The 13,342-nt window shown below is 63.4% G+C and carries 8 protein-coding genes; all 8 read left to right on the plus strand.

Annotated features, from left to right (window positions below):
- Positions 1 to 184: 184 nt before the first annotated feature.
- The 8 genes from J2Y68_RS04760 to J2Y68_RS04795 all read left to right on the plus strand — a co-directional run bounded on the left by J2Y68_RS04760 (position 185) and on the right by J2Y68_RS04795 (position 13,322).
- Positions 185 to 667 (plus strand): MarR family winged helix-turn-helix transcriptional regulator, encoded by a 483-nt coding sequence (locus J2Y68_RS04760; protein WP_309990404.1) that lies wholly within the window; start codon positions 185 to 187, stop codon positions 665 to 667.
- A gap of 9 nt (positions 668 to 676) precedes the next feature.
- Complete coding sequence (locus J2Y68_RS04765) at positions 677 to 2,716, plus strand: MDR family MFS transporter (protein WP_309990406.1); 2,040 nt, start codon at positions 677 to 679, stop codon at positions 2,714 to 2,716.
- A 310-nt stretch (positions 2,717 to 3,026) separates the two neighbouring features.
- Positions 3,027 to 4,760, plus strand: a complete 1,734-nt coding sequence (locus J2Y68_RS04770; protein WP_309990407.1) for an ABC transporter ATP-binding protein — start codon at positions 3,027 to 3,029, stop codon at positions 4,758 to 4,760.
- A complete protein-coding gene (locus J2Y68_RS04775) occupies positions 4,757 to 6,835 on the plus strand; it encodes an ABC transporter ATP-binding protein (protein ID WP_309990410.1) in 2,079 nt (692 codons plus the stop codon). Before J2Y68_RS04770 ends, J2Y68_RS04775 begins: the two co-directional genes overlap by 4 nt.
- Before the next feature lie 74 nt (positions 6,836 to 6,909).
- Entirely contained in the window at positions 6,910 to 7,329 is a 420-nt protein-coding gene (locus tag J2Y68_RS04780) for an acyl-CoA thioesterase (RefSeq protein WP_309991622.1), read from the plus strand.
- 82 nt (positions 7,330 to 7,411) lie between these two features.
- The gene (locus J2Y68_RS04785; protein WP_309990413.1) at positions 7,412 to 8,173 is read left to right on the plus strand and encodes a copper homeostasis protein CutC; all 762 of its coding nucleotides are present in this window, start codon (positions 7,412 to 7,414) and stop codon (positions 8,171 to 8,173) included.
- A gap of 147 nt (positions 8,174 to 8,320) precedes the next feature.
- Positions 8,321 to 11,383, plus strand: coding sequence for a glycoside hydrolase domain-containing protein (locus tag J2Y68_RS04790; protein ID WP_309990415.1), 3,063 nt, complete (start codon positions 8,321 to 8,323; stop codon positions 11,381 to 11,383).
- 1 nt (position 11,384) lies between these two features.
- Positions 11,385 to 13,322, plus strand: a complete 1,938-nt coding sequence (locus J2Y68_RS04795; protein WP_309990417.1) for a DUF5107 domain-containing protein — start codon at positions 11,385 to 11,387, stop codon at positions 13,320 to 13,322.
- Positions 13,323 to 13,342: the final 20 nt, after the last annotated feature.

Below are 13,342 nucleotides of genomic sequence, written 5' to 3' on the forward strand. Positions count from 1 at the left end.
CAGCCCCCGCACGGTCATCCGTGCGGGGGTTTTCTGCGCTGTGGGGCCTGCTCTGCTCCCCAAATTCGTTCATTGGGGCGCAAAGCGGGCCCCACAACGCCTCCACGAACTCCATCATTAGTTTCCCAAAGCAATCAATCTGAGTTATAGTTGCTTTAGGCAAACAAAAAGAGGGGTGTTTCCCATGTCCGTCGGTTCTGCCACCGCAACCGATCTTGTTCATCAAATCTTCGACCTCCAGCGAACCCTGCGTTGCGTGGTGACCGCCCACATGGCCCGCGTTCCCGACGTCGGAATGGCGCTCCAAGGCGTCATGCGGTTCATCGGCGAGGGGGAGGCCCGCGCGACGCACCTCGCTTCGCGCCTGGGCGTCAGCGCTCCGGTCCTGAGCAGGCACATCGCGGAACTCGAAGAGCTCGGCTTTGTGGTCCGTCGTCCGGATCCGGCAGACGGCAGGGCGCAACTCCTGGCCCTCACCGAAAAGGGTGCGGCCAAGCTGCACGAATTCGAAGAACAACGCAGCGTGAGACTGCGGGATTACCTGGCGGATTGGAGCGAGGCTGACGCCCTCGAGGCCTCCCAGGTGATCAACAAACTCACGGAGTCCCTCAAGGACTCAATCCGGGCAACGGCGGCCGGCTCCATCACAACAAACCAGACAGCTTAGGAGCCCGGAATGGCTAAACCAACACAAACCCCGACGGCGGTGGGCGCCGTAGCAAATGCTGCTGCGCCCATGACGCACCGGCAGATCATGGAAGCCCTGACCGGCCTCCTCGCGGCTTTCTTCACGGCGATCCTCAGCAGCACGATCGTCGCCAACGCACTGCCAACCATCATGTCCGAGCTCAAGGGCACTCAGACCGACTTCGCGTGGGTCATCACGGCAGCGCTCCTGGCGAACGCCGCCACCACGCCCATCTGGGGCAAACTCGCTGACCTCTTCGACAAGAAGCTCCTGGTCCAGCTGAGCATTATCATCTTCGTGGCGGGCTCGGTCATGGCCGGCCTGTCCGAGACCATCCCGCTGCTGCTGACCGCACGCGTCATCCAAGGTATCGCGATGGGTGGCCTTACCGCCCTGGCGCAGGCGATCATCGGTTCCATGATCCCGCCGCGCGACCGCGGAAAGTACTCGGGTTACATGGGCGCTGTCATGGCAGTCGGCACCGCTGGCGGCCCGCTGCTGGGTGGCTTCATTGTTGACAGCCCGCTCGGCTGGCGCTGGACGTTCTTCGTCTGTGTTCCCTTGGCTGTTGTGGCACTGATCCTCCTCCAGATCACCCTCAAGATTGAGCACATCAAGCGCCCCGCCAAGATCGACTGGCTTGGTTCCATCCTCCTCACCTCCGGCGTGAGCCTGCTCCTGATCTGGGTTTCCTTCGCCGGTAACCCGGACTACTACGACTGGTTCTCCTGGCAGTCCGCGCTCATGGTCGGCGGCGGCGTAGCCTTGCTTGCCCTCCTGGTGTTCGTGGAAACCAAGGTTGCCCAGCCGATCATCCCGCTGAAGATCATCTCCGAGCGCACCACCGCACTGGCCATCGTTGCGTCGATCGCCGTAGGTATCGCCATGTTCGGTTCCTCCACCTTCCTGGGCCAGTATTTCCAGGTGGCTCGTGGCGCCACGCCTACCGAGGCTGGCCTCCTGACGCTGCCCATGATCGCGGGCAACCTTATTGGTTCGGTGGCATCGGGCATCCTGATCAGCCGCTTTGGTAAGTGGAAGCGGTTCCTGATCGCAGGTTCGGTGCTGCTCATTGGTGGCCTGGCCTTCGCCGGCACCATGGACCACACCACGGAACTGTGGATCGTTGCCATTTACACCGGTGTGTTCGGCCTCGGCTTGGGCATGCTGATGCAGAACCTTGTGCTGGCCGTACAGAACACCGTCCAGGCCAAGGACATCGGAACGGCAAGTGCTTCGGTGGCATTCTTCCGGTCGGTGGGTGGCGCGATCGGCGTCTCCGTCCTCGGCGCCATCATGTCCAACCACGTGAAGGACCTTGCCGTGGAAGGAATGGCTGCTGCTGGCATCCCCGTCCAGGGTAGCGGGTCCGGAGCCAGCATGGACCTGGCCGATATGCCTGCTCCCATCGCCGAGATCATGCGCGCTGCCTACGGTGATGCAACCGCACAGATCTTCCTTATTTCCGCGATCATCAGCGTGGTGGCCCTCCTGGCCGTGCTGTTCATCAAGGAACGTCCCCTGCGCCGCACGGTTGATGCCGCTCCCGAAAAGGAACTGATCGCCACGGCTTCCGGCGACGCCGGAATGTCCCTGGACACCTCGTCCCTGGACGCGGTAAAGACCGACGACGGCGGCAGCGGCCTGGGTGCCGAACGCCCCGCCGGTGGGGCGGACCGCCGGATTCCGAAGCAGGATTCCGGATCCGACCTGGACCTGGAGTTCGCTCGGATCCTCACCCAGGAACGGCCTCACGCCGCTGGTGACGTCAAGGAAGTCCAGGAGCAGCTGTCCCGGACGCAGTACGTCCTGGCCGAACAGCAATTGCAGCTCAGCCGCGCCAACGTTGAACTCCAGGCACGCTTGCGGGAGCAGCAAGCGATCGCGCAGCAACAGGCCACCACGGCCGAAGAGCTGGCGGCGATTCGCAAGGAGCTCAAGCGCGAACGCAGGCAGCAGGAACGCATGGCACTCCTGCTTCTCCAGGGCGCTGAGGCCCGTGCGGACCACGGTAAACACGCTGGCTAATGCCTTCTAGTTCCTGCCCTTGTTCGTAACCCCCGGCGTAGTTCGGCCGGTGTAGCGAACGAGGGCCGGAGCAAGGGCGCCGGCTGGGTGACCAGCCGGCGCTTCGCTGTGTTAAGACGCTGCCCTTGCTGGGCCACGTGCACCCGGGGGAGCACCCGGGACACGGGAAATACTCCGCTGGGATGATCTTTTCCGTAGGTTGTTTCGCCGCAGCAAAGGATTTCGTACAGTGGGGAGGCTAATACTGTCAGCCCCTGCTGCAAAACTTCTTCCTATCTCATTCACGCACTCTTTCTAAGGACACGTGGGCATGCTTGTCACCCTTATACGGCGCTATTCCAAGCCGTATTTGCCGCAGATAGTGGCCGTGCTGTTCTTTCAGCTGGCGTCCACCATTGCCACGCTCTACCTCCCCAGCCTCAATGCCAGGATCATCGATGAGGGTGTTTCCCGCGGTGACACCGACTTCATCTGGCAGACCGGCGCCCTCATGCTCGCGGTGGCCCTCGGCCAGGTGCTCGCTGCCATCATCGCGGTCTACTTCGGTGCCCGGGTTGCCATGGCCATCGGCCGCGACCTTCGCCGCAGCGTCTACCGCCAGGTCAGCAGTTTCTCCGCACAGGACGTCAACCGGTTCGGTGCCCCTACGCTGATTACCCGCGGCACCAACGACGTCCAGCAAGTCCAGATGCTGGTGCTCATGGGCCTGAACTTCATGGTTTCGACGCCCATTATGTGTGTTGGCGGCATCATCATGGCACTCCGCGAGGACCTCAGCCTCTCCTGGCTCGTCTGGGTATCAGTTCCGGTCCTCGTCGCAGTAGTGGGTTACCTGGTGGTCCGCCTGATGCCCTTGTTCCGCTCCATGCAGACCAAGATCGACGCAATCAACGGCGTGCTCCGCGAGCAGATCATCGGCATCCGCGTGGTGCGTGCCTTCGTACGTGAGCCCCACGAGGCCAAACGCTTCGGTGATGCCAACGACGAATTGACCGCAGTGTCCGTGAAGATCGGCAACCTTTTCGTCCTGATGTTCCCGGCCATTGGGATGATCCTGCACCTCTCCACGGCAGCTGTGCTGTGGTTCGGTGGCCAGCGCGTGGACTCCGGCGACATGCAGGTCGGGGCGCTCACGGCGTTCCTCCAGTACCTGCTCCAGATCCTCATGGCCGTCATGATGGGTACCTTCATGGCCATGATGATTCCGCGTGCCTCCGTCTGCGCCGACCGCATCGGCGAGGTGCTCGACGTCGAGCCTTCCATCCATAACCCCACCTCCCCGGTCGTGCCTGCTGAGAAGAAGGGACGTGTCGAGTTCCGCGACGTCACCTTCAAGTACCCCGGCGCCGAGGCACCCGTGCTGAGCAACATTTCCTTCACCGCAGAGCCGGGCAAGACCCTGGCAATCATCGGGTCCACGGGCGCCGGCAAGACCACTCTGGTTTCGCTGCTTCCGCGGCTTTACGACGTCGCTTCCGGGGATGTACTGCTCGACGGCGTACCCGTCACCAAGATGGATGCTTCGGAGATCACCAGCCGGGTCTCGGCTGTTCCGCAGAAGCCATATCTGTTCTCCGGCACCATCGAGCACAACCTGCGTTTCGGCAAGCCGGAAGCAACGGACGAGGAACTGTGGGATGCGCTGGAAACCGCGCAGGCCAAGGGCTTCGTCGAAGAGAAGTCGTCCGGTTTGAACCGGCGCATCGCGCAAGGCGGAACCAACGTGTCCGGCGGGCAGCGCCAGCGGCTGTCCATTGCCAGGGCACTGGTCACCAAACCGAACGTCTACCTGTTCGATGATTCGTTCTCGGCCCTGGACGTTGCCACCGATGCCAGGCTCCGGAAGGCGCTGAAGGCCAAGACGAGGGACGCCACGGTCATCATCGTGGCCCAGCGTGTCTCCACCATCGCAGACGCCGACGAGATCCTGGTCCTGGACAACGGCCGGATCGTGGACCGCGGAACGCACGACGAACTGCTGGAAACGTCGCCCACGTACCAGGAAATCGTTGAATCCCAGCTGAGCGTGGAGGAAGTGGCATGAGCGAGCTGAACCAGCAGAAGAAGCGCGGCTGGGCTGCCAAGGCAGAAGCCGCGAAGAATGCCAAGGCGACATCCGAGGCCGAGGTCGCAACCGAAATGCTCGAGGACGAAGACTTCGTAGAGGAGGAATACGTCCCCACAGAGGCTGACGGCGGCATGTTCGGCGATGTTCCGGCAAAGAAGGCCAAGGCGTTCTGGCCGTCGGCCAAGCGGCTCATGGGCCTGCTGAAACCCGAGAGTGTCGGCGTCTACATCGTGATCGGCCTGGTGGTGGTCTCGGTGGTCCTCAACGTCATTGCCCCCAAGGTCCTCGGCAGTGCCATGGACGTCATCTTCGGTGGCGTCTTGGGCAAACAGGTTCCCGAGGGTGTCTCCCAGGAACAGTTCGTAGAGCTCATGCGCCAGCAGGGCCAGAACAACTATGCGGACATGGTCTCCAAGATGCACCTCACCAACGGCATCGACTTCCCCAAGCTGACGTTCCTGATCTCGATCGTTCTCTTGATGTACTTCGTAGCCAATATCTTCCTCTGGGCACAGGGCTGGCTGCTCAACAGGATCGTCATGCGGGTCATCAAGAAGCTCCGCAACGACGTCCAGGCCAAGCTCAACCGGCTCCCCTTGAACTACTTCGACACCCGCCAGCGTGGCGACATCCTGTCCCGCGTGACCAACGACGTCGACAACGTCCAGCAAGGTCTGCAGCAGGCCTTCTCCCAGCTGGTCAGCTCCGTGCTCACCGTGCTGGGCATCACCGTCATGATGTTCATCGTTTCCTGGGAATTGGCGCTGATCGCGTTGATCGCACTGCCCCTTTCCGGGATCCTGGCAGGCGTCATCGGTGCCCGTAGCCAGAAGCTCTTCGCGGCACAGTGGAAGAACACCGGCGCTTTGAACGGCCAGATCGAGGAATCGTTCTCCGGTCATGATCTGGTGAAGGTCTTTGGCCGCGACGCAGACATGTTGGCGCGCTTCGACCAGAAGAACGATGAACTCTATAAGGCGTCGTTCGGTGCCCAGTTTGTTTCCGGCGTGATCTTCCCGGCGATGAACTTTGTGTCCTACCTGTCCTACGTTGGCATCGCCGTGGTGGGCGGCCTGCGGGTTGCGTCGGGTTCAATGAGCCTGGGTGACGCCACCGCCTTCATCCAGTACTCGCGCGAATTCACCCAGCCCCTCGGCCAGATCGCCGGTATGGCCAACATGCTGCAGTCTGGCGTTGCCTCTGCCGAGCGGGTCTTCGAATTCCTCGATGCCGATGAAGAAATCGAAGAGACCGGCACACGCCACCTGCCCGCCAAGACCGACGGCCACGTTGAGTTCGAGCACGTCTCGTTCAGCTACGTGGAGGACAAGCCACTGATCGAGGACCTCTCCTTCAGCGCTGAGCCCGGGCATACGGTAGCGATCGTTGGACCAACAGGTGCGGGCAAGACCACCCTGGTCAACCTCGTCATGCGTTTCTACGAGCTCAACGCCGGCCGTATCACCCTGGACGGTGTGGACATCAAGGACCTCAGCCGTGCGGAGCTGCGATCCAAGGTGGGCATGGTGCTTCAGGATGCCTGGCTTTTCGGTGGAACCATCTACGACAACATCAAGTACGGCAAGTTGGACGCCACGGAGGACCAGATCATGGAGGCGGCCAAGGCCACCTACGTGGACCGGTTCGTGCGTGCCCTGCCCGATGGTTACCAAACGATCATCGACGAAGAAGGCAGCAACGTCAGTGCCGGTGAAAAGCAGCTCATCACCATCGCCCGTGCCTTCGTCTCCGATCCTTCGTTGCTCATCCTGGACGAAGCCACCAGTTCCGTGGATACCCGTACGGAACTGTTGCTGCAGAAGGCCATGGCGGCCCTGCGCACGGACCGGACAAGCTTCGTTATTGCTCACCGTCTCTCCACCATCCGGGACGCCGATACCATCCTGGTCATGGAGAACGGCAAGATCGTGGAACAAGGCAACCACGCACACCTGCTCACACTGCAGGGCGCGTACTACCGGTTGTACATGTCGCAGTTCGCAGGTGAGCAAGAGACCGCGGTGGACGATTCGACGGCGGTGCACAGCTGAGCCAGGAATCCCTGACAAGCGGAGTGACCGCACCGGCATCCGCGACGCCCCAACGCATTGAGGTCCTTGTGCCCATGCGTTGGGGCGACATGGACGCCTACGGACACATCAACAACGTCCAGATCGTGCGCATGCTCGAGGAAGCCCGCATCGCAGCCTTCGGGCCACCCCGTGGGGCGGGACTCCCTGGGGTTGAGCCACCGGCTGCTCTTTTCAACGATGTTGACGAGGGCACCATGACCCTGGTTGTCGAACACAAAGTCCGCTACGTCCGGACGCTGGAATACCGCAACATCCCGGCTGTCGTCGAGATTTGGGTGGGTTCCGTCAAAGGTGCCAGCTTCGATCTGCACTACGTCATCAAGGACCCGGTCACCCGGGAGGATTGCGTCAAAGCCAGCACACACCTAGCCTTCGTCGCTGAGGCCACAGGCCGCGTCCTCCGGCTCACTCCCAAGCAGAAGGAACAGCTGGGGCGCTACCAGGCTTCCTGACGTCAAATGCGCGTGCGGCCCCTGGGAGGCGTTCCCGGGGGCCGTTCGCGTAGACAAAGCAGCGGGCACGTAGAGTTTCAGCATGAAACTTGAAATAGCCGTGGTGAGTGCTGCAGGAGCCGGGATTGCCGCGTCGGAAGGCGCCGACCGCATCGAACTGTGCAGCAGCCTGGAACTCGGTGGCATCACGCCCAGCCAGGGCCTCATGGAAGCCAGCATGGAGCACGTCGACGGCCGCTTGGAAATCCATCCGCTGATTCGTTGCAGGCCCGGCGATTTCCGGTATTCCGTGTCGGACGTGGACACCATGGTGCACGAGATCCGGCACCTGCTGGCCCAGGGCGCACACGGGGTTGTAGTGGGGGCCCTCACTCCGTCGGGCGAACTGGATGTGCACACCCTGCGTCGCCTTGCAGAGTCTGCCCGGGACGCCAACCAGGACGCCCAGCTGACCTTCCACCGTGCCATCGACCAGTCCAAGGACCCGCTGGCCGCTGTGGAGCAGCTCCTCGAACTGGGATTCACGCGGGTCCTCACCTCCGGGCACGAAGCCACCGCGGGAGCAGGGCTGCCCACTCTAGCCACCATGGCAGAACGAGCTGGAGCTGCCTTGCAGATCATGGCTGGCGGGGGACTGGCGCTCGACGACATCCCCGCGATGCACGGGGCGGGCCTTTCGGCTGTCCACCTATCGGCCAAGAAGATCGTCTCCACTCTCGGGGAGGGAACCATTTCCCTCGGCGCGCAGGACGGCAACGATCCCACGGCCTACACCGTCACCGACCGCGAAACCGTTCGGGCAGCCAAGGCGAAGGTCAACGCACTGAATTTGCGCCATGCCTGAGTAGCCCTCCCGTCCAGCCCAATAGCGGACGAATCCCAGTGAGTACGCATCGTAATGACCCTTTACAGAGGTCGACGCACCGCCAATGATTGAAGGATTCACCAACGTGGTGAAAAGCCCCGGAAGCTACCTTCAGGAGTCCCAGCGATGCCGCTGTCCTCGCCGGTTTCACCGGCCCTTGCCCACCCCCTTCGATCTACCAGGAACAGCCCCGGACATCCGGAGGTGGAGTGTGGCATCGGGGAGTGGGACAAACTGCTGTACGGAAACCACCGCTTCGTCATCGAAGTCGACACAACCCACGCCCAGGCAGGAGTAGGACGGGCGCACGTTGTGGTTCTGCCGTGGCGTCGACAGGACCATGAGCCGGCAGCCGTGGATGTCATTGTCGTCTCGGCGCAATCCGGAGGCAGGGTCAGGAACCTGACGGTGGAACGCGCCACAAGGGAGTCGGGAACCCTCGTGTTCGAAGCCATCGACGGAGCTGGCACCTACTTCGTGTACTACCTGCCTTACGCAATGCTGGGGAAGGCCCATTATCCCCAGGCGCAGTACCTCCCGAGCCGGCCTGCTGCCGATCCTGCGTGGGCGGCCGCCGTCGGGCGTTCTTCTTGGGAACCTGCAGCGCAAAGGGAGCTGCCCCGCGCGAAAGTCCTGCGCTATGAGGCCGCCAGCGAGCGCGATTCCTTCGCGCCGATGAATTTCACCGCAACCGCAACCGAACTGGAAGCACTCCACGCCCGGCACCCGGGGAAGGCCTTCCTGGTATTCCCTGAGGACCGACTGAACCCCGTTTCCATGCGGACGGACCTGCCGGCGCACTGGGTGATCAACGGCCCATCGGACTCGTTCCATGCGACGGCCCAGCCAGGCGAGGACTACGTGGTCCAGCTCGGGTTGTACGCGCAGCAGGACCTGGAATGTGTGTCCGTGGACGTGACCCCACAGACGGGTGGGCACTGCATTAACACCGACGGCGTGGACCGCCTGGGCCGGCCGTGGCATAGGACCCTGGACGTTCCAGCGGGGACGGTACGGGCCTTGTTCGTTATCCTCCCCATCCCGCGGCACGCCGCCGGGACCACGCACTATGCGTCGATCACCCTCAGCGCAACGGGTCATCCAGTGCGGACCGTCGACGTCGCGCTTGATATCCTCCCGGAGGAAGAGGCGGACCCGGTAGTCAGTGCGGGCGGTTTCGGCGACCCCCGCTACCTCCGGCGCCTGGCTTGGCTCGATTCGGCAGTTGCCCAAGATGCGGAGCTCGTGGCGCCGTTCAGCGCCATATCGCTCAACGAATCAGCCAGGACCCTCGGGATCCTGGGCAGGACGCTGCGGCTGACGGAATCTGGGCTTCCAGCCCAGGTGACGTCAACGTTCACCGCCGCTGTGACGTCAACTGAAGGTCCCGCCGTCGAGCTTCTCAGTGCGCCCATCCAGTTGGACGTGGACGGTGTGGAGTGGACGCATTCGCCGATCACGTTCAAGCGGGAAGGCCCGGCCCGGGTCTCGTGGCGGTCCCAGTGGACCGGTCACGCGGGCCAAACCACCATGTCACTCGGGTTGGAGGGAGTTCTCGACGCCGATGGAACAGTGACGTACAGCCTGCGCCTCGCGCCAGAGTCGACTTTCGCGGCGGACGACGTCGGCCTGCGACTGGTGTTCCATCAGGCTGCGGTTCCGTTCGCGATGGGCTTGGGCGTGCCGGGCGGCCGTCGGCCTGAAACCATCGATTGGGCGTGGGACGTCGCAACGAGGAACCAGGATTCGCTGTGGCTGGGTGGGGTGAACGCCGGAATCCAGCTGGCTTTGCGGGACGGCAGCTACGAGCGTCCCCTCAACACCAATTTCTATCGGGAAAAGCCGTTGGTGGAACCGGCGTCGTGGGCCAACCGCCAGGGCAGCACAGTTGGGGGCGGGGTCACGCTGCGGACCGTTGGAGACGATGTCATGGTCCGCGCATCAAGTGGCGCCCGGACGTTGGAAGCGGGCAAGCCACTGGACTTCGACTTCCGGCTCCTGCTGACACCGTTCAAGCCGATCCAGCCCGGAAAGCACTTGGGCAAGCGCTATTTCCACGAACCGGCCAACCCGTCCGAGATCAAAGCCGCCGGCGCCACGGTGGTCAACATCCATCACGCAACAGCACCGGCGCCCTACATCAACGACCCCCTTCTCAGCGCCGAACGGCTGAGGAAGTATGTGGCTGCTTGCCATCAGAAAGGGCTCAAAGCCAAAATCTACAACACCGTCCGGGAGCTCACCTTCCACAGCCCGGAGCTGCTGCCCTTGCTGCACCTCGACCATGAGATCTTCAGCGACGGCCCGGGGGCGGGCCACATCTGGCTACAGGAACACGCCGGCAGCGGCTACGTGTCCGCGTGGTTCGCGCCGAACGTCGAGGACATCGCAGTGGTGACCACAGGCGAGTCGCGGTGGGAGAACTTCTACGTGCGCAGCCTGCAGGAACTGGCCAAGGGAGATGACGGGATCGATGGTATCTACCTGGATGACATCGCCTACGACCGGCATGCAATGTTGCGCGTGCGCAAGGTCCTCGAGAGGGCCTGCGCGACGCGGGGTGTGGTTGGACCGGAGATCGACCTCCACTCGGCCAACCAGTTCACAGCGCATGACGGGTACGCGTCCTCGGCCAATCTGTACATGGAGCAGCTGCCCTATGTGGACAGGCTATGGCTGGGGGAGTACTTCGACTACGACAACACAGACCCCGACTACTGGTTGGTGGAACTGTCCGGCATTCCCTTTGGCCTCATGGGCGAAATGCTCGAAGGCGGGGGAAACCCATGGCGTGGCATGGTGTTCGGCATGACCGGCCGGGCCCCCGCCGTCGATAACCGTCCACTCTGGGAGTTCTGGGCAACCACCGGCCTGGAGGGCGCGCAGATGCAGGGCTTCTGGGACCCGCAATCACCCGTCCGCACAAGCCATCCGGATGTCCTGGCCACCACCTGGCTCACGGTGCGCGGAATGGTTGTGGCGCTCGCATCATGGGCCGGGCAAACTGAGGACGTGACGTTGATATTCGACGACGCTGCCGTCACCTCCGCGGGGCACGGCGCTGCCGCCACCGGCCGTCGCATGGAAGCGCCCGCGATCCGCGGCTTCCAGCCAGCCGCGGAGTACGCCCCCGGCCAATCAATAACCATCGAGCCGCAGCGCGGCCTCCTTCTCTGGATCGGATTCTGACGTGGCACACACAGCAACTTCCAACCTGACCGTCACCACCATCTCGCTGACCATGGCCGAGCTCGGCCCCCTGAATCCCCTGCCTGTGGTCGCAGCCGAACTGGACCAGCCCTACACCGTGGGTGAGGGAGTCCCGGAGGAACTCCAAGCGTCAGCCCGTTACGGCGTGGTGCCCAACGTTTACCCGTACCTGATGCAGGACGGCTACAGCCGGGAGGCGGCACCCAAGGAGCTGCCCGCCGTCGTTCTTGAAAACAGCAAACTGAGGGTGACGGTCCTTCCGTCGCTGGGCGGCCGCATCTGGGAACTGTTCGACAAAGCCACCGGCAAACAGTTGCTCCACACCCACGACGCCCCGCAATTGGCCAACATCGCGCTGCGCAAGGCGTGGTTCGCGGGCGGATTGGAATGGAACATCGGCACGCGCGGACACTCGCCCACCAGCTGCGACCCGCTGCATACGGCGATCGTCCACACACCCGACGGCAAGCACATCCTTCGCATGTGGGAGTACGAACGGCTGCGCGAAGTGGTGTTCCAAGTGGACATTTGGCTTCCCGAGGACTCGGCAGTGGTGTTCGCGGCCGTCCGGCTCCGAAACCCGAACGACCACGACGTCCCCATGTACTGGTGGAGCAACGCAGCCATCCCGGAGACCGACCGGACCCGCGTCATCGCCCCGGCAGACGAAGCTTTCGGCAGCGACTACACCACGGACATCACCCGCGTCACGCCCACCAGCCATGAAGGCTATGACGGAACCTGGCTGGTCAACAGCCCGCACGCAGCTGACTTCTTCTTCGACATCGACCCCGGCGAGCGGCGCTGGGTGGTAGCGGCAGACGACGACGGCGACGGGCTGGCGATGCTGTCCACGGGCCTCCTGCGGGGAAAGAAGCTGTTCGTGTGGGGCCAGGGCCAGGGTGGCAAACGCTGGCAGGAGTGGCTCAGCCCCGGAGCAGGTCCCTACGCGGAAATCCAAGCGGGCCTGGCGCAGACACAGTTCGAACACCTGGTGATGCCCGCCGGCGCGGAGTGGGCCTGGGTGGAGGCATACGGTAACGGGCATCTGGACCCGGAAGCTTCGCACGGCGCGGACTGGGTCGCTGCCGTGGCCGATGCGGGCGCCCGCCTGGAAGAGTTGCTGCCCCATGATGATCTTGAGGCCATGCTCCCGGCCGCTATCACGAATGCCGATGTCCCGCCGTCGAAAATGCTCCTGCACGGCAGCGGCTGGGGTGTCGTGGAACGTGCCCGGCGGCTCAAGGGCGGCAGGCGCTGGATCGATGAAAGCGGGACCCCGTTCGTGGACGAGAGTGTCACGGAGGAACAGGAACCCTGGCTTGGGCTTCTGCACGGAAAGGCGTTCGACGGCGCACAAAGTTTCGTTGCGGGGTGGGACTGGGAAGAGTTGCTTGCCGCGCAGGACAATCCTGAAGCCACGTTCCATCTGGCCACGATGAGGCACGCACGGCAGGACCTCGAAGGCGCAAAGGAAGGGTACCGGAAGGTCCTAGAGGCCAAGGGGGTGCGGAGGCGCACCAAGGCGCTTGCGCACCGCGGGCTCGGCCTGGCGTTGCTCGCGGCGGGGAGGGACGCAGAAGGGCTCGCCGAACTGCGTAGCGGCGTCGAAACCGATTCCTCCGCGACTGCCTTGCTCTCGGAGGCCGTCACCCTGGGTATCCGGCATGGCGATCCCACCATGGCCTTGGACTTGGCGGAGTCGGCACCCAAGGAGGGCGCCGCCGTCGGGCGTTTGACGTTCCTTAAGGCCTTGGCGCTTGCCAGGGGCGGCCACGGCGCGGAGGCCGCCGCGATACTGCGGAACGGCGTCGAAATTCCGGACCTCCGGGAGGGCGAAGACGCGATTGCGGCGCTGTGGGAGGAAGTGTGCCCAGGTGAACCCGTACCGGCGGCGTACCAGTTCGGCATGCACTGACGGGAGCCCCGGCCTGCGCT

The sequence above is a fragment of the Paenarthrobacter nitroguajacolicus genome, from assembly GCF_031455195.1.
Taxonomy (GTDB): domain Bacteria; phylum Actinomycetota; class Actinomycetes; order Actinomycetales; family Micrococcaceae; genus Arthrobacter; species Arthrobacter nitroguajacolicus_D.

Coding starts and splice junctions, on each gene's coding strand:
- J2Y68_RS04785 (WP_309990413.1), top strand. CDS start 7,412: ATGAAACTTGAAATAGCCGTGGTGAGTGCTGCAGGAGCCGGGATTGCC.
- J2Y68_RS04770 (WP_309990407.1), top strand. CDS start 3,027: ATGCTTGTCACCCTTATACGGCGCTATTCCAAGCCGTATTTGCCGCAG.
- J2Y68_RS04765 (WP_309990406.1), top strand. CDS start 677: ATGGCTAAACCAACACAAACCCCGACGGCGGTGGGCGCCGTAGCAAAT.
- J2Y68_RS04775 (WP_309990410.1), top strand. CDS start 4,757: ATGAGCGAGCTGAACCAGCAGAAGAAGCGCGGCTGGGCTGCCAAGGCA.
- J2Y68_RS04790 (WP_309990415.1), top strand. CDS start 8,321: ATGCCGCTGTCCTCGCCGGTTTCACCGGCCCTTGCCCACCCCCTTCGA.
- J2Y68_RS04780 (WP_309991622.1), top strand. CDS start 6,910: ATGCGTTGGGGCGACATGGACGCCTACGGACACATCAACAACGTCCAG.
- J2Y68_RS04760 (WP_309990404.1), top strand. CDS start 185: ATGTCCGTCGGTTCTGCCACCGCAACCGATCTTGTTCATCAAATCTTC.